Here is a 16,188-nt window from a genome sequence, read left to right as displayed (position 1 = left end):
GCAGGGCTCAGTGCCCCGGCAGCACCAGACCGCTCTCGTAGGCCGCGATGACGAGCTGGGCGCGATCGTGCGCGCCCAGCTTGATCATCGTGTTCTTCACGTGGGTCTTGGCGGTGTGGGGTGAGATGTAGAGCTCCGCGGCGATCTCGTCGTTCGAGCGCCCGCGTCCCACCAGCCGGAGGATCTCCCGCTCTCGGTCGGTGAGGGCGTCGAGGGCGGGCGAGGGCAGAGGAGCCTCGGATGCCGCGCCTCGCACGTACTTCTCGATCATCGCGCGCGTGGCCGCGGGCGACAGCAGTGCGCCGCCGTCGTGGACGGCGCGGACCGCCTGGACGATGTCCTCGGGTTCGGCGCCCTTCCCGATGAAGCCGCTCGCTCCGGCTCGAAGAGCCGCGACGACGTAGTCGTCCTCCTCGAACGTCGTGAGGATGAGGACGCGGGTATCGCTCAGGTCGGGGTCGCGGCAGATGAGGCGGGTCGCCTCGATGCCGTCCATCCGCGGCATCCGGATGTCGCACACGACCACGTCGGGTCGCAGGTGGCGGACCGCGTCGACCCCGGCCTCGCCGTCCGCGGCTTCGCCGACGACGTCGATGCCGGGCGCGGAGTCGAGGAGGTCACGCACCGCCGCGCGGATGAGGGCCTGATCGTCGACGACGACAACGGTGGTCACGACAGGCCTCCGGGGGTCGACCGGCGCACAGAACTCGAGGCGACGAGAGGGAGCCGAGCGGCCAGACGATATCCGCCCGGCGCGGGCCCGGCCTCCACGACACCGCCGACCGAGTCGACGCGCTCGCGCAGGCCCACGAGCCCGAAGCCGGACACCGGAGAATCGGCGGGCTGCGGCTCATGGCTCACGGGGTTGGTCACGACCACCTCCAGATCGTCGCCGTCGCGCCGCAGAAGAACGAACGCGCGGCGAGCGGCGCCGTGTTTGAGAGCGTTGGTCAGCCCCTCCTGCACGACGCGGTACGCGACGATGTCGACGCCGAGGGGCAGCGGCTCGTCGCCGAGCTCGTCGCGGACGACGACCTCCCAACCCGCGACGCGCACCGATTCCACGATCTCCGGCAGCCGCGCGAGACCCGGTTGATCGCGTGGCCCCGCGTCGTCGGGGGTCCGCAGCACGGAGAGCATCGATCCGATCTCCGCGAGCACCTCCCGTGAGGCGGTCCGGATGGTCGCGAGCGCTTCTTGGGCACGCTCCGGGCGCGACTCCATGGCGGAGGAGGCCACCCCCGCGTTGAGGCTGATCACGGAGATCTGATGCGCAACGGCGTCGTGCAGGTCGCGTGCGATGCGGAGGCGCTCCTCCGTCACGCGGCGGCGGGCCTCCGCCTCGCGCGTCTGCTCGGCACGCCGGGCCCGCTCGATCACCGCCTGAACGTACGCGCGTCGGGACCGGGCGGCATCGCCCAATGCCCCGGCGAGCGCGACGGCGAGACCGACCTGAAGGAACCGCGTGTCCATTCCCGTCGTGAGGGTGACGACGATGCTCGCCCCGATCACCACGACGACCGCGGCAATGCTCACCGGCGCCGCCGCGCGACGGCCCAACCGGTTCGCGACCGAGTAGGCCGCGATGACCGCCGCGAGCGCCGCACCGGGTGAGAGGGTGCCGAGGGCGAGCGCGGCGACGTACAGAGCGATGCAGACGGCCAGCACCGTGCGCGGCAACCGACGTCGAAGCGGGAGGACGGCCGCCGGGAGGACGACGAGCAGGAAGACGAGGGGACTCGCGGGGCGCAATTCCGGGAACGGCACGGGCGCGAACGCCGGCGCGACGACCAGCACCGCGACAACGATGTCGCGAACCCACGGCGGGACCGGGCGCACCGGCCTCGGCGCGGTGTCGAGGCTCGTGGACGGTCGCATCGTCCTAGTCTGACGCGCCCCGCCGCACGAGACCATCACCGTGCGGGGGCAGAAACGAATCCCCCCACGGGGGTAGGCATCCACCCCCGTCATGGGACGCGCGGGGCGGCCCCGACGGCGAGGGTGGGACCATGACACCCGATACCCCTCCCCCGCTCCTCTCCGTCGTCGACCTGCACAAGTCGTACGGCCGCGGCTCCGCCCGCTTCGACGCCCTGCGCGGCGTCACTCTCGACATCCGGCGCGGTGAGAGCGTCGCGATCGTCGGCAAGAGCGGGTCCGGCAAGTCCACGCTCATGCACCTCCTCGCCCTGATGGACGCCCCCACGAGCGGCGTCATCGCCCTGGACGGGACGGATGCCAGCACCCTCCGCGGCCGTCATCTGAACAGCACGCGCAACAAGACGTTCGGCTTCGTCTTCCAGCAGTTCTTCCTCACGCCCAACGTGTCCGTGCTCGAGAACGTCGTCCTTCCGCTGAAGATCGCCGGGGTCGGGCGCGCCGAACGCAAGCGCCGCGGGCTCGCCGCTCTCGCCGAGCTCGACATGCAGGACAAGGCGAAGAACAAGGCGACGGCCCTCTCGGGCGGGCAGAAGCAGCGCGCCGTGATCGCGCGCGCCCTCGTGAACGACCCCCAGGTGATCTTCGCCGACGAGCCCACGGGCAACCTCGACTCCGCGACCGGGGCGGTGGTGGAGGACATCCTCTTCCGCCTCAACCGCGAGCACGGGATCACGCTCATCGTCGTGACCCACGACGAAGACCTGGCGTCCCGCTGCGATCGTCGCATCCAGATCCGCGACGGCGTCATCGTCTCCGAGGAGGGACAGGCAGCATGAAAACCCTCGACCTGATCTCGACGGCCTTCTCGAACACCTTCCGATCCAAGACGCGCACGATCCTGACCGTGCTCGCGATCTTCGTCGGAGCCTTCACCCTCACCCTGACCAACGGTCTCGGCACCGGGATCAACGGCTTCATCGAGAGCACGGTCTCCTCGATCGGCGCGTCGAACGTGCTGACGGTGTCGAAGACGTCCACGAACGCGGGCACGGGAACGGCTCCCCAGAAGTACGACCCGGACGCCATCGCTTCGGCGCAGACGAGCCCGGGACAGCCCGGTACCCGGAGCGAGGTCTCGGCGCTCACCGACGCCGACATCACCACCCTCGAGGGCATCGACGGTGTCGAGAGCGTGACCCCCGTCCGCTCCGCGACGGTCGACTTCGTCCAGTACGACGGCGGCGACCGCTACGTCGCGTCGGCGGGCGGCATCATCGGCGGTCAGACCCCGCAGCTGTCGGAGGGCGTCGCGCCGGACAACTCCGCGGACGCGCTTCAGGTGGCTCTCCCCACCGCCCTGGTGTCGCCGTTGGGCTTCTCCGACGCCGCCGACGCCGTCGGGAAGACCGTCACCATCGCCGTGACCGATCCGCTCCGGACCCAGCACCTGATCGAGGCCACGGTCACGGGCGTCACCGAGGAGGCGTTCACCACGACGACCGCCGTGACCACCAACACCGCGCTCCAGGACGCCCTGTACACGGCGCAGAACACCGGTGTTCCGCAGGACCAGCTCGACCGGTACGCGACCGCGAGCGTGTCGCTGGCACCATCGGCGACCCCGGCGCAGGTCGACACTGTCAAAGCAGCCCTGTCGGATGCCGGCTACACCGGCCGCACCGTCGCCGACCAGCTCGGGACATTCCAGGCCGTGATCAACGGCATCGTGCTCGTCCTCAACGCCTTCGCGGTCATCGCCCTCCTCGCGGCGAGCTTCGGCATCGTCAACACGCTGCTCATGTCGGTGCAGGAACGGACGCGAGAGATCGGGCTGATGAAGGCGATGGGGATGGGCAGCGGCCGCATCTTCACGCTGTTCAGTCTGGAAGCGGTCGTCTTGGGGCTCCTCGGGAGCGTCCTCGGCGCCGTCGTCGCCATCGCCGTGGGCGTTCCCGTCAGCGCCGGGCTCACCCGCACGCTCTTCAGCGACCTCCCGGGGCTGCAGCTGATCGCGTTCGACCCCGTCTCGATCGTCGTGACGTCGCTGGTGATCATGGGGATCGCGTTCCTGGCCGGAAGCCTCCCCGCCGCTCGCGCGGCCCGCGCCGACCCGGTGGAATCCCTCCGTTACGAGTGATCCCCTCCCGTACGGGGCCCCGTGGGCGCGACCACGGGGCCTCGCCGCGTCAGGCGCGCGAGTGCGCCGACGCGCGCGCGACCTGATCGGACGTCGGAGTGACACCGGTGTACCGCGCGAACTGGCCGGCGGCCTGCAGCGCGATCACCTCGGCGCCGGTGATCACGTCCTTCCCCGCCTCCCGCGCGGAACGGATGAGCGGGGTCTCCGCGGGGAAGGCGACGACGTCGAAGACGGTGCGTGCTGCGGCGATGTGCTCTCGCGAGAACGCCAGCGCCTCGGCATCCGCGCCGTTCATGCCGAGTGGGGTGACGTTGACGATGATGTCGGCGCCAGGCGAGGGATCCTCGGCGACCCACCGGAACCCGTAGCTCTCGGCGAGCGCGGAGCCGGCCTCGGGGTTGCGGGCGACGACCGTCACGTCGGCGAAGCCCGCGTCGCGGAAGGCGGCGACCACGGCCTTGGCCATCCCGCCCGATCCACGCACGAGGACGGATGCCGCGGGGTCGAGCCGGTGGCTCGCGATGAGGCTCGCGATGGCCTCGTAGTCGGTGTTCGAGGCCGTGAGCACTCCCCCGTCATTGACGATCGTGTTGATCGACCCGATTGCCGCGGCCGACGGCTCGATGCGGTCGACGAGCGGGATCACCGCCTCCTTGAACGGCATCGAGACCGAACACCCTCGGATGCCGAGTGCTCGGACTCCGCTGATCGCGCCGACGATGTCGGTCGTCGTGAAGGCCTTGTAGACGAAATCGAGGCCGAGTTCCGCATAGAGGAAATTATGAAATCGGGTGCCGATATTCGAGGGCCGACCGGCCAGCGATATGCACAACGTCGTGTCTTTGCTCAATTCGGGCATGCCGACCTCCGGGTGCAGGGTGAATGCTTCGATCGTACGAGGCGGATGTGAGCGCCTCCGCCGCCGGTCCCCCAGGATCTCGATAACGGAGACGGGGACGCGGCGCGTGTTCTACCATGCATACATGGTGATGAATGCGCCCGGAGTTTCCTCGGAACTCGTCGCGCACGAGATCGACGCCGCACTTCGCGCCGCTATCGAGCGCACGTTCCGCCGGTGGGCGCGAAAGCGCTCGCTTCCCTCCCTGCACTGGTCGGTCGAGCACTGGGACGGCCAGGTGACACTGGTGGGCACGCCGCATCCGCGATCACCGCGCAAGACCCGCATCGTGCGGCGGTGGGCCGCGACACTCGGAATGGAGCCGGTCGACGGGCACGCGGCGCGGTGGTTCATGAGCGCCGACGGGTGGCACCTCGAGGTGCACGAATAACGGCACTTCGCGGAATCCGCCCTCACGAACACCATGTATGCGTGGTAATGTCCCCCCGGGCGCCGGGGGGCTTATCGCGCGCCGCGCGCCGAAGAGGGCACGATCCCGCCCGGCGGAGATGCCTCGTGAGATTGGTGTCCCATGGATGCAGACCCCCGGCCGACCGATAGCGCGTGCCCGAGGTGGTGCAACGGCATTCATGATCGCCCCGAGCACGAGTCCGCTTCGCACCGAAGTGATCCGTGGCCGGTGGCCGTCATCGAGCGTCGCGCCGGAGCGGGCGCGGCCCCGTTCGACCGGGTTGCCGCCACAGATCTCGCCGTGGGTGTCGAGGTGCGCTGGGGCGACACGTGGATCTGGATCACGCCGGAAGACGACGTGAGACGAGGCCTGGTGCTGAGCAAGGAGAGCGCGCACCGTCTCGTTCGCACGCTCACGCGCGTGTTCGGCGAAGCGGCACCGTGAGCGGTGCGGATCGCGAGGGTCCGCCTCGGGTCAGCCCGCCCCCGGCAGGAGGTCCTCGGTGGGCGTCGGCAGCAGGTCGGCCACCGATACCCCCAGGACGAGCGAGAGGGAGACGAGGGTCTGCATGCGCGGGTTCGCCGCCGTCCCGGGGTTCGACTCGCCCTTTTCCAGCTTCTGATAGGTGAACGTCGACAATCCGGCGGCGTGGGCGACGCGCTCCTGGGTGAGCCCGATCCGAAGACGCGCACGCTGAAGGTTCGCACCGAAGATCCGCGAATACTCCGCCCACGGATCAGGCGCGCCGGGCGCTAACACGGGACCGGGATGCCAAGAAGCCATGTACACATTGCCACGCCAGTGTGGCATGTCGGGGATTGCTTATCGCGTACTATCGACGCCCCTTGCCGAGACGAGCGCTTTGACGTAGCGCATCGAGCGCACCGTGCGCGGGATCATGAATCCCGCCAGTTCGCTGCTCAATTCGGTGATCACGCTGCGGGGCAGCTCCGCGCGCGCCGCGGCCTCCGTCAGCGAGAGATCGCCCGACATGTAACGGAGCACGCTCAGCATCGCCGTATGGACCTGGAAGCGCACATCGTCCGGACGCGCCCCGGCGGCATCCGCCCCTGCTCGACTTTCACCCTCGTCCATGACGTCCCCCACGGCATCCTCTGACCCCCCACCTGTATACCACGTATACATGGCCTCACTCGATTCGAGCGGGAGCATCATTCACGAGCTCGAACGCGCGAGGGCCCCGGGTGTCACCCCCCACACGCGGCGGAAATGCCGTGTCAGATGCGCCTGATCATGGAAGCCGGTGCGCGCCGCGGCCTCCGCGGGGCGGCATCCATCGACGAGGAGGCGTCGTGCGGCGTCGACCCTCCGCGCGACGAGGTAGCGGTGGGGTGCCATTCCGTAAGCGCGCGAGAACTCGCGCACGAGGTGGCTGGGATGGGCACCGAGCTCGTCGGCCGCCGCAGCGATGGTGAACGACTCGGTGTACCGATCATCGACGAGCGCACGCAGGCGCCGAGCCAGCGGGACGTCTCGGACGGGAACCGAGGCGGTCCCGGTGTACGCGAGCACGGCATCGCGCACCGCGAGCAACCAGTGCTCCGCGGCCATCTCCTCGCCCGGATACCGCAGCGCAGCGTGGACGCGCCTCGCCGCCGACTCTGCGGTGCCGCGGGTCACGGTGGGGCGCCGCGCGACGCGGTCGGCCGTGCCGTCGGGAAGCCAGTCACGGCGCAGGTAGAGCACCTGCTTGCGGTATCCCGCCCCCGCGACCGCCGAGCGTCCGTCGTGGGCGATCCCCGGCGGAAGAAGCGTCAACGCCCCCGGCGCGGCCCGATGGGCGACGCCATCGAGGTCGTACGCGACCGCGCCGCGGTCCACCAGCATCACGGCCCAGTCGTCGTGGGTGTGCAGTGGATACGCATGATCGAAACTCGCGTGGTACACCTCGCGAAGGAACGGGACGTCGGGATGCCACGCCCGCACCCGTTCGATCATGCAAGAAACGTACAAGACGGCGGAGAGTCCCCGGGCCGAGGCTGGACCCATGACCGACCCGACCCCCGCACCCACGCCGTCCTTCGACACGAAGATCGTCGTCGTCCTCCGCGAAGACCTGGCCGCCTGGCAGGAACTCAACGTCACCGCGTTCCTCATCGCCGGCATCACGACGAGCGCGCCCGACCTGGTCGGCGAGCCCTACCGCGACGCCGACGGCATCGAGTATCTGCCGATGCTGCGGCAGCCGGTGATCGTGCTGACCGGGAACGCCGACCTGCTGTCACGTGCCCGCGCGAAGGCCGCGGCGCGCGAGGACGTCGCCCTCGCGATCTACACGCGCGACCTCTTCGCGACGATGCACGACGAGGCCAATCGCGCCGCCGTCGCCGCCGTACCGGCCGAGGATCTCGACCTGGTCGGCATCGCCCTACGGGGTCCGCGGAATGTCGTCGATCGCATCGCGAAGGGAGCGGTGTTCCACGCTTGAGCCCCGCTCGGCGACGGTGGCGACGAAGCGACGCCCGGTGTGCCGCCGACGCCACAGCAGCCACGCGCAGAGAACCCCCTGAACCATGACGATCGCGCTGATCGTGGAGGCGATGATCCCCGCGGACTGATCCGCGGCCGTGAGCAGGTCGAAACCCGCGTGCCACAGAAGCACCGGGACGATGCTCCCCCGCGCCCCGAGCGTCATCCAGGCCAGCAGATACGACCCGCACACCAATGCCAGCATCCAGCCGACGATGCCCGCGCCCATCGCCGTATACGTCGGGTTGAAGAAGAACGCGGGCGCGTGCCACACGATCCACACCGCGGCGACGATCAGCGCCGCCCAGAACGCCGACACGCGTCGCGTCAGCGCCGGCAGCAGCCAACCGCGCCAGCCGGCCTCTTCGCCGAGCCCGAAGGTGAGCACCCACACCGCCGCGACCACGGGCCATGCGAGGCCCGGGAGCTTCTCGGTCAGCCCGAACCCCGCGGCGTCGGGCCAGCCACCCGTCACGAAGAACACGGCGAGCCACGCGATCACGAAGTACGCCAGTGGCATCCCGATCCCGGCAGCCCACCACACCCACCGGAAGCGCACCGAGAACGTCGTGCGCGCCCACTCGACGAGCCCGCGCCGTCCGCCCTCCCACGCCGCGGCGGCGACCGCCCCGCAGAGCGGTCCGATCGAGGCGAGGAAGAACGTCCACGGCATCCGCTCGAGCCCGTCGGTCTGCGCCTGGATGAGGATCGGCGTCCAGACCGCCCACGTCACGGCGAACGCGACGGTGAGGAACACGGCGATCCCGCCGCCGCGAGCGGGGGCGTTCGATGGCGATGTCATGGCGGATCCTTTCCCGGCCGATGGGTGGCCGCACATCGTGACGGGCGATGTCATCACCCCCATTGATAGGAGGGCGTGCGCCAGGGCGGCAGGACGAAAGACCCCCGGACCACGGGAGCCGACCGCGCCCCGTCACAGGCGACCGGTGTCGCTCTCCTCCGCTGTCGCGTTCTCCGCGGCGAGAAGGCCCTCCGCCTCGAGCCACGCACGGAGGACTCCGGCGACCTCATCCGGCGAGTCGGACTGCACGAAGTGACCCGCGCCCGAGACGACGTGCACCTCGGCACCCGGAACCTCCGCGCGCCATCGCGCGAGCTCCGCCTCGCGGAACGCGATGTCGCGATCCCCCCACACGATGAGCACGGGAAGGGAGTCCAGGATGCCGAGGCCCTCGGCCACCTGTGCGAGCTGCGGCGTGGTGTCGACGATCTCGCGCGGGAGCACGGCGCTGAATTCCCTGCGGGCGCCCGTGGCGAGCGGCTTGCGGTACTGGGCCATCTCGCGGCGTCCGAGTCGACGACGTCGATGCCCGAGGGGAACGAGCGCGTTGACGAAGAGGTTGAACCGACGAATGAGGGCGCTGCCGACACGACCGCCCATGAACCCCGCGAACCGGGCGAAGTGCGGGTCGGCGTCGACGGGCCACGCCCAGGAATTGCAGATGACGACCCCGCGGAAGAGATCGGGGCGCCGCTCGACCAGGCGCAGTCCGATCGGGCCGCCCCAGTCCTGCACGACGATCACGAGGTCGTTCAGACCCATCGTCGACACGAACCGCTCGACGGCGTCGGCGTGCTCGACGAAAGTGCCCCGATACCCCGCGGCCGCCTGTGACAAACCGAATCCGGGGAGATCGGGCGCGATGCAGCGCGCCACGAGAGCAAGGCGCGCAATGATCTCGCGATACACGAACGACCACGTCGGATTGCCGTGGAGGAAGAGCACCGTCGGTACAGGTGACTCCCCGGGCGCTCCCGCCGCGAGCGGCGGCGCGCCCGTGTCCACGTAGTGCACCTCGTGCCCGGCGACGTCGACGTACGCATCGGAGAGCGGATACGACGTGCGATCGAGCCAGGACGGATCCGGATGCCGTGGGGTGCTTCGTGTCATGACCGATCCCTTTCGAAAGATGGTTCAAGGCGCTCCCGCCGCGGTGCTCGGGGTCGTCGCCGGAGCGCTTCCGCCCGCACGAGCGGGGGGCGCTGGGGGTCCGTATCCACGACGCCGATCACGTGCTGACCTCGCTCGTCTCCGCGGACGACTGACGCCTCGGCCCCGGCGCCCGCCGACGGCCGGGCCACCACCAGGCCGCGCGCCCGAGGAGCGTCATCACGGCTGGGACGAGCAGCAGCCGGATGACGGTGGCATCCACGAGCACGGCCACGGCCAGCCCCACGCCGAACACCTTGATCACCGGGTTGGTGCTGAAGGTGAAGCTCAGGAAGACGGCGATCATGATGAGCGCGGCCGCGGAGATGACCCCACCGGTCTCGGCGAGACCGCGCGTCGTGGCGACACGTGCATCCCCGTCGCGCAACCAGGCCTGCCGCATCGAGGTGAGCAGGAACACCTCGTAGTCCATGGACAGACCGAAGAGCACGGCGAAGAGCATCATCGGCACGTAAGGATCGAGCGGCATCGGCCCGTCGAGGCCGAGCACCTCGACCCCGTGCCCCTCCTGGAACACCCACACGAGCACACCGAACGCGGCGGCGATCGACAGCAGGTTGCAGACCGCCGCCTTGACCGGCAGCAGAACCGAGCGGAACGTGAACGCCACGAGCACCATCGACGCGGCGATGACGATGCCGATGAGCCACGGCAGCCGTTCGGCGATCCGGTCGCTGAGGTCCAGGCGTGTGGCCACGGCGCCACCCACGTGCGCATCGACGCCCGAGCCGGGGATCACGTCGGCCCGCAGCTCCGCGACCAGCGCCGCCGTCGCGTCGTCGCTCGGCCCCGTCAGGGGCGTGACCTGCATCGTGACGACGCCGTCGCGCGCCAGAGGAGGCGAGACGGCCGCGACGTCCGCGCGGGCGGCGATATCACCCGCGAGCGCCTGCCAGTCCGCGAGCGACTCCTCCCCACCCTCGGCCACGAGCAGGAGGGCCGCGTTCTGCCCGGCGCCCCAATACTCCGCCGTGAGATCGAACGACTGGCGTTGATTCGAGCCGGGGAGCGCGTCACCCGCGCTGGACTGCCCGAGCTGCAGGGCGAACGCCGGCAGCGACAGCACCACGAGCAGTGTGGCCGCCGAGACGCCCGCGATCACGGGATGCCGCGTGAGCCGCGGCGCGAGCCGGTCCCAGGCGCCGCGGTGCGACGCTCGGGTCATGGCATCCCCCTGGACTCCCCCGTCCGCCGCCGGCGCGCCCGACCTCGCGGCGAGCGCTTCCCGGCGCACGCCGCGCGCGAGTGCCCGGTATCCGATGGCGGCCAGCACCGCCGGAGTGAGCGTCAGGGTTGCCGCGACCGCGACGATGACGACGATCGCCGTCGCGTAGCCGAGCCAGGCGACGAACTCGACCCCCGAGATCGCGAGGCCCGTCGCGCAGATCGCCACGGTCACGCCCGCCATGGTCGCCGCCTCCCCCGCGGTGTGGCCGGACGTGACCGCAGCCTCGACCGGATCCGCCCCCTCCCTCAGCGCAGCGCGGAAGCGGGACAGCAAGAAGAGCGTGTAGTCGATGCCGACGCCGAGTCCGATCATGATCGCGAGGGTCACGGCGCTCTCCGAGATGGTGAATCCGTGACTCAACAGCCAGACGGACCCGACCCCGCCCGCGACGGCGATGATGCCGGTGGCCACGGGAGCGAGCGCCGCGAGCGCAGACCCGAGGGCGAAGAACAAGACGATCAGGGCGGCGACGACGCCGACGAGTTCGCTGTTGACCCCGCCCGCACGGTCGATCTGCGTGCCGAGCGGCGCGCCGATCCCCACCTCCAGGCCCGCGGAGCGAGCGGGATCGAGCGCCGCATCGACGTCTCGCTGCCACGTCCGCCCCTCTTCCTTGGGGTCGCCGGAGACGGTGAGGACGAGCGCGTCCCCCGCCTGCGCGAGAGTTCCCGTACGTGTGGCCGCCGCGGGGTCGTCGAGAGGGTTCTCGACGGTCTCGCCGGTCGCGGCCTCGAGTCCGTGGACGACCTCTTGGACGACGTCGGCATGCCCGGAAAGGTCACCGGCCACGACGATGCGGCTCGTCGGTACGATCGGCTCCTCCTCCCCCGAGCGTGCCTCGAGGACGTCCGCCGCGACCTGGCTGTCGCTGCCGGTGACCTCCAGATCGTCTTGCAGAGCCGGACCGACGAGGTACGCGCTCCCGAAGAGCGCACCCACGGCGATGACCCAGGCGGCGATCGTGAGCCAGCGATGCCGGGCGCACACCCGGGCGAGAGAGGAGACCAAGCGTTTCATTTCAACCGTCCTGATCGGAGGGGATGGAAGGGGCAGCGGGCGCGGGAGGGCCGATCGGAGCGGAAGGGTCGGCGGGGGCGGAGGGCTCGGCCGGGTCAGCGGGATCGGTTGATGCCGATGGGTCGAGGCACTCGCGGAGCGACCCCCACCGATCACTTCCGCCCTCGGCCGCACCGTCACGTGCGACCGGCAGACCCACCGAAAGCACAGCCGCCCCGGCGCGGAACTCGACACCACGCACGGGAGCACCCGGCAGCAGGAGCGGGATACCGTCCGCCAGCCGCTGAGCGAACCCGGCGCCGTCGCCGTCGCGGCCCGAGAGCACTTTCAGGGCACGCTCGGCCGGGAGCGAGATACCGGCTGCGCTGACCGAGTCCGCGACGAGACGCCACCCGGCTGCATCGCGCTGCGGGACGAGCAGCACATCGACCGTCACCGGGACGCCGCGCAGCGTGCGCTCCGTTTCGACGACCAGCCCACTCGACACGGCGTGGACCCGGACCTCCTGATTCGTCCGGCACCGCGCGAGAGCGTCGAGAGCGGCGTCGGTCACGGTGAGGCGCACCTCGACCGCACCCGAAGCGAGCTGCCACAAGGCCGGACCCCCACCGACCTCCGCCGACACCCCGGGAAGGGACCCGCTGAAGGAGGCCGCCCGCGCGTCCAGCTGCCCCCGCGCGACGACCTCACCGGCGACGAGACCGGATGTCGCGACGAGAGCGAGCGCGACACCTGCGCCGATCCAGGTCCGGGTACGTTTCGATATCACGCCCTTATCGCAGCGGGCACACCTCCCGAGAAGCGGACGACGTTCTGACGATCGGCTGACGAATCAGCCGGATGCCGTCGAGAGCGCGCTGGGCAGGCGCACCGTCACGCGCGTTCCCGTACCGGGTTCCGATTCCAGCGCGACATCGCCTCCGTGAGCGAGCGCGATCGCCTCGACGATCGCGAGTCCCAGACCGCTGCCGGCACTTCGGTCGCCGCTGACGAAACGCTCGAACGCGCGGTCGCGCAGGTCGGGGCTCATCCCGACGCCGTCGTCGGCGACGACGAGGACGACGGTCTCCCCCGCGTCGCGGACCTCGATCGCGATCGAGGCATCCGGACCGGCATGGCGCAGCGCGTTCCCCACGAGGTTGCGGACGAGTTGAGCGATCGCGTGGGGATCGCCGTCGACGAACACGGGGGCATCGACGGCAAGGGAAACGGCGGCGTCGGGCGCGAGAAGTTCCGCGTCCTCGACCGCGGCCCGGCACACCTCGCGCAGATCGATCCGCTCCCGCACGGGAGACGTCGCCTCGCTGCGCGCGAGCAAGCCGAGGCGCTCGACCAGGACACGCATCCGTTCCGACTCCTCCGAAACGCTTCCGAACGCGCGCTCGGTCGTCTCGGCATCGTCCGGACGCTGGAAGTGCAGCTGCGTCCACCCCTGGATCTTGGTGAGGGGCGTCCGAAGCTCGTGCGACGCGTCCGCGACGAAAGTGCGCAGCCGGCGCTCCGTGGCATCCCTTCGTCCGTCGAGGCGTTCGATCGCGCGGGCGACGCTCTGCGTCTCGCCGAACTCGCCGGCCGGCGAGGCCGCCAGGTCGCTCAGGTTCGACTGCTCGACGCGATCGGCGAGGACCGTCAGCGACCGTGTCGTCCGCGAGACGACGAGGGTAACGACCACTCCGGCGAGCACGAGCACGGCTGCCAGGACGGCGAGCGCGGCCAGGGCGAGCGCCGTGACCAGGCGATCGGCCGCCTCCATCCCGACGCCGACGAGGGCGGTGGCGACCGGCGTTCTCGCGCCGTCGTCGTACACCGTGCCGGGGGGAAGCTCGACGCGGGCGAACAGGAGACTGCGGCCCGCGACCTCTGCGCGAGCCGTCTCGTCTCCGCCGATGGCGGCGGCCACCCTCCCGAGGTCGGCGAACGGGGTGGAGGTGGCGGCCGAAGCGGCGACGATGTCCCCGTCGGCATCCAGCAGCGCGACCATGGTCGATCCGACGTTCGCTGCGCGCAGCTGCTCCTCGTCGATGACCAGCCCTCCCTGTCCGGGCTGCGGCCAGGTCGTCACGGTCTGCGCTGTCACACGCACATGCGTCTCCGCCGTGCGCAGAGTGATCAGCCGGACACCCCAGACGCTCGCGATCGCCAGGAGGATGCCCGCGGCGGCGACGACGACGAGGATGCGTCGACGAAGGGTCCGCACCATCGAGGGCCGCGCGGCATCGGTCATGACGGGTCCGCGCGGAGACAGTAGCCGAAACCGCGGACGGTCTGGATGAGCGGAGGGCGCCCCGCATCGACTTTGCGCCGGAGGGTCGAAACCGCCTTCTCCACGACCTCGCTGTTACCGCCGAAGTCATAGCGCCACACATGGTCCAGCAGTTGGCCGCGGGAGAGCACTCGCTCCGCGTTCTCGAGGAGGAATCGCAGCAGCCTCAATTCGGTGGGGGTCAGCGGCACGACCTCTCCGCCGCGACGGACGCGCTGCCCGGCGAGGTCGAACTCGAGGTCGGCGTAACGCAGGACATCGGGGTCGTCGATGGGCATCCCTCGGCGCCGGACGGCGTCGATGCGGGCCAGGACCTCGGAGACGTGGAATGGCTTCGTCAGGAAGTCGTCGGCACCGAGCCGAAGTCCCGCGACACGTGCGTCGACATCGTCGACCGCGCTGAGCATGACGATGGCGGCGGATGGCGCTGCTGCGCGCAGAGCCGTCACGATCTGGACGGCATCGACATCCGGTAGCAGTCGATCGAGGAGGATCGCGTCGAACTCCTCCCCGCGCACGATTCGCAGGGCGTCGACCCCCGTCGCCGCGGTGGTGACGGTGCACCCGGGGGCGGCGAGGACCGAAGCGAGCAGGACGCGGATGCCTTCGTCGTCGTCGACGACCAGCACCCGTGTCGGCGGCCCGTCGTTCTCTCGCGCGGTCATGACCTCGATGCTAGGGGGACGCCCTGTGCCGCCGAGCGGTACTTCGAAGGGTGACGGGAGACAGCTCTGGCGAGCGGGACGGAGCGCCGTCGCGAACGGCGGGCGGAGCGCAACCCCGCCCCGCCGGCGCCGCGGCCCTGCCAGGCTGTAGGTGTGAAGTCGTTTCGGTGCCGCGTGTGCGGCAATGCCCTGTACTTCGAGAATTCGGTGTGCGTCTCGTGCGGAACGAGCCTCGGCTTCTCGCGCGGCGAGGCCGAGATCGTCCCGGTCGATGGCCTCGGCCGCTACATCGACTCGGCCGGGTTCGTCTGGCACGTCTGCCGCAACCTCAACCTGTCGGGCTGCACGTGGCTCGCCCCCTTCGAGGGTGGTCAGTGCTCTGCGTGCGACCTGACCCGCGTGCGCCCCAACGATTCCGACCTCGAGGGTCTCGGACAGTTCCCCGTCGCCGAGCGCGCGAAGCGGTGGTTGCTCTTCGAGCTCGACCGCCTGGGATTCGTCATCGCGAGCAAGGCGCAGGATCCCGAGCGCGGCCTGTGTTTCGACCTCCTCTCGAGCGTGGCCGAGAACGTCGTCATCGGCCACGACGAGGGCGTCATCACGATCGACCTGGCCGAGAGCGACGACGCGTACCGCGTCCGGGTGCAGAAGCAACTGGGCGAGCCATACCGCACGATGCTCGGACACTTCCGCCACGAGGTCGGGCATTACATCGAGTGGCTGCTCGTCGAGGGCACCGACCGGATCACCGAGGCGCGCGAGCTCTTCGGCGACGAGACCGCCGACTACCAGGCCGAGATCGACCGCCACTACTCCGAGGGACCGCCGGCCGACTGGTCCCGGCACTACATCTCGACGTACGCGACGATGCATCCGTACGAGGACTTCGCCGAGACCTGGGCGCACTACCTCCACATCACCGACACCCTCGAGACAGCCACCGCCTACGGCCTCATCACGGTGGCCGGCGTAGACGCCTTCTCACGCTTCCGCGACCTCGCGACGGGGGTGTGGATGCCTCTTACGATCTCGCTCAACATGATCAACCGGTCGATGGGCAAGGCCGACCTGTACCCCTTCGTCATCCCGGACCCGGTCCTGGACAAGCTGGAGTTCATCGCGTCGCTGAGGCCCGGCCGGAAAGCCCCGCGGTCGCTGGGCGCGGGCGGGTAGCGCGGGGGTGGTCCGGACTCGCGAAGCGTAGGTCGATCTCGACCCGGTG

18 protein-coding genes are annotated in these 16,188 nt (G+C 70.3%); 6 read left to right on the top strand and 12 right to left on the bottom strand.

Features of this window, described 5'->3' with window-relative positions:
* Positions 1-7: 7 nt before the first annotated feature.
* Positions 8-673, bottom strand: coding sequence for a response regulator transcription factor (locus ABC271_RS07000; RefSeq protein ID WP_412924173.1), 666 nt, complete (start codon positions 671-673; stop codon positions 8-10).
* Positions 670-1,878, bottom strand: a complete 1,209-nt coding sequence (locus tag ABC271_RS06995; RefSeq protein WP_412924172.1) for a sensor histidine kinase — start codon at positions 1,876-1,878, stop codon at positions 670-672. The genes ABC271_RS07000 and ABC271_RS06995 overlap by 4 nt, the downstream gene beginning before the upstream one ends.
* Positions 1,879-2,009: 131 nt before the next feature.
* Here ABC271_RS06995 and ABC271_RS06990 point away from each other — a divergent pair, with 131 nt between their 5' ends.
* Positions 2,010-2,717 carry an ABC transporter ATP-binding protein gene (locus ABC271_RS06990; RefSeq protein ID WP_412924171.1) on the top strand — a complete coding sequence of 236 codons (708 nt, stop codon included), beginning with the start codon at positions 2,010-2,012 and terminating at the stop codon, positions 2,715-2,717.
* Entirely contained in the window at positions 2,714-4,018 is a 1,305-nt protein-coding gene (locus ABC271_RS06985) for an ABC transporter permease (RefSeq protein ID WP_412924170.1), read from the top strand. Before ABC271_RS06990 ends, ABC271_RS06985 begins: the two co-directional genes overlap by 4 nt.
* A gap of 49 nt (positions 4,019-4,067) precedes the next feature.
* Here ABC271_RS06985 and ABC271_RS06980 read toward each other — a convergent pair whose 3' ends face one another.
* Entirely contained in the window at positions 4,068-4,880 is an 813-nt protein-coding gene (locus ABC271_RS06980; RefSeq protein WP_412924169.1) for a shikimate 5-dehydrogenase, read from the bottom strand.
* A 124-nt stretch (positions 4,881-5,004) separates the two neighbouring features.
* Between ABC271_RS06980 and ABC271_RS06975 the strand changes: the two genes are divergently transcribed.
* Both ABC271_RS06975 and ABC271_RS06970 read left to right on the top strand, forming a co-directional pair.
* Entirely contained in the window at positions 5,005-5,310 is a 306-nt protein-coding gene (locus ABC271_RS06975; RefSeq protein WP_412924168.1) for a hypothetical protein, read from the top strand.
* A gap of 249 nt (positions 5,311-5,559) precedes the next feature.
* On the top strand, positions 5,560-5,775 hold the full coding sequence (locus tag ABC271_RS06970) for a hypothetical protein (RefSeq protein WP_412924167.1): 216 nt from the start codon (positions 5,560-5,562) through the stop codon (positions 5,773-5,775).
* A gap of 30 nt (positions 5,776-5,805) precedes the next feature.
* On the opposite strand, the gene ABC271_RS06965 is transcribed toward ABC271_RS06970, so the two are convergent.
* The 3 genes from ABC271_RS06965 to ABC271_RS06955 form a co-directional block, all read right to left on the bottom strand.
* Complete coding sequence (locus tag ABC271_RS06965; RefSeq protein ID WP_412924166.1) at positions 5,806-6,114, bottom strand: helix-turn-helix domain-containing protein; 309 nt, start codon at positions 6,112-6,114, stop codon at positions 5,806-5,808.
* A 39-nt stretch (positions 6,115-6,153) separates the two neighbouring features.
* Positions 6,154-6,438 carry a hypothetical protein gene (locus ABC271_RS06960; protein ID WP_412924165.1) on the bottom strand — a complete coding sequence of 95 codons (285 nt, stop codon included), beginning with the start codon at positions 6,436-6,438 and terminating at the stop codon, positions 6,154-6,156.
* A 69-nt stretch (positions 6,439-6,507) separates the two neighbouring features.
* Positions 6,508-7,290 (bottom strand): helix-turn-helix transcriptional regulator, encoded by a 783-nt coding sequence (locus ABC271_RS06955; protein WP_412924164.1) that lies wholly within the window; start codon positions 7,288-7,290, stop codon positions 6,508-6,510.
* Between the two features lie 49 nt (positions 7,291-7,339).
* Here ABC271_RS06955 and ABC271_RS06950 point away from each other — a divergent pair, with 49 nt between their 5' ends.
* Positions 7,340-7,780, top strand: a complete 441-nt coding sequence (locus tag ABC271_RS06950; RefSeq protein ID WP_412924163.1) for a DUF2000 family protein — start codon at positions 7,340-7,342, stop codon at positions 7,778-7,780.
* Here ABC271_RS06950 and ABC271_RS06945 read toward each other — a convergent pair.
* The 6 genes from ABC271_RS06945 to ABC271_RS06920 all read right to left on the bottom strand — a co-directional run bounded on the left by ABC271_RS06945 (position 7,721) and on the right by ABC271_RS06920 (position 14,966).
* Positions 7,721-8,623 carry a CPBP family intramembrane glutamic endopeptidase gene (locus ABC271_RS06945; protein ID WP_412924162.1) on the bottom strand — a complete coding sequence of 301 codons (903 nt, stop codon included), beginning with the start codon at positions 8,621-8,623 and terminating at the stop codon, positions 7,721-7,723. The two genes, ABC271_RS06950 and ABC271_RS06945, sit on opposite strands and share 60 nt — an antisense overlap.
* Before the next feature lie 132 nt (positions 8,624-8,755).
* Complete coding sequence (locus ABC271_RS06940) at positions 8,756-9,733, bottom strand: alpha/beta fold hydrolase (RefSeq protein ID WP_412924161.1); 978 nt, start codon at positions 9,731-9,733, stop codon at positions 8,756-8,758.
* Positions 9,734-9,851: 118 nt separating this feature from the next.
* Positions 9,852-12,038 carry an MMPL family transporter gene (locus tag ABC271_RS06935; protein ID WP_412924160.1) on the bottom strand — a complete coding sequence of 729 codons (2,187 nt, stop codon included), beginning with the start codon at positions 12,036-12,038 and terminating at the stop codon, positions 9,852-9,854.
* 1 nt (position 12,039) lies between these two features.
* Entirely contained in the window at positions 12,040-12,807 is a 768-nt protein-coding gene (locus tag ABC271_RS06930; protein ID WP_412924158.1) for a hypothetical protein, read from the bottom strand.
* A gap of 63 nt (positions 12,808-12,870) precedes the next feature.
* Positions 12,871-14,262, bottom strand: coding sequence for a sensor histidine kinase (locus ABC271_RS06925; protein ID WP_412924157.1), 1,392 nt, complete (start codon positions 14,260-14,262; stop codon positions 12,871-12,873).
* Positions 14,259-14,966, bottom strand: coding sequence for a response regulator transcription factor (locus ABC271_RS06920; protein ID WP_412924156.1), 708 nt, complete (start codon positions 14,964-14,966; stop codon positions 14,259-14,261). The genes ABC271_RS06925 and ABC271_RS06920 overlap by 4 nt, the downstream gene beginning before the upstream one ends.
* 153 nt (positions 14,967-15,119) lie before the next feature.
* Between ABC271_RS06920 and ABC271_RS06915 the strand changes: the two genes are divergently transcribed.
* Complete coding sequence (locus tag ABC271_RS06915; RefSeq protein WP_412924155.1) at positions 15,120-16,139, top strand: zinc-binding metallopeptidase family protein; 1,020 nt, start codon at positions 15,120-15,122, stop codon at positions 16,137-16,139.
* Positions 16,140-16,188 lie beyond the last annotated feature (49 nt).

The organism is Microbacterium canaveralium (genome assembly GCF_047238045.1).
Classification (GTDB): domain Bacteria; phylum Actinomycetota; class Actinomycetes; order Actinomycetales; family Microbacteriaceae; genus Microbacterium.
Note: the sequence above shows the minus strand (reverse complement) of the source record. Positions and strands in the feature narration are given on the sequence as shown.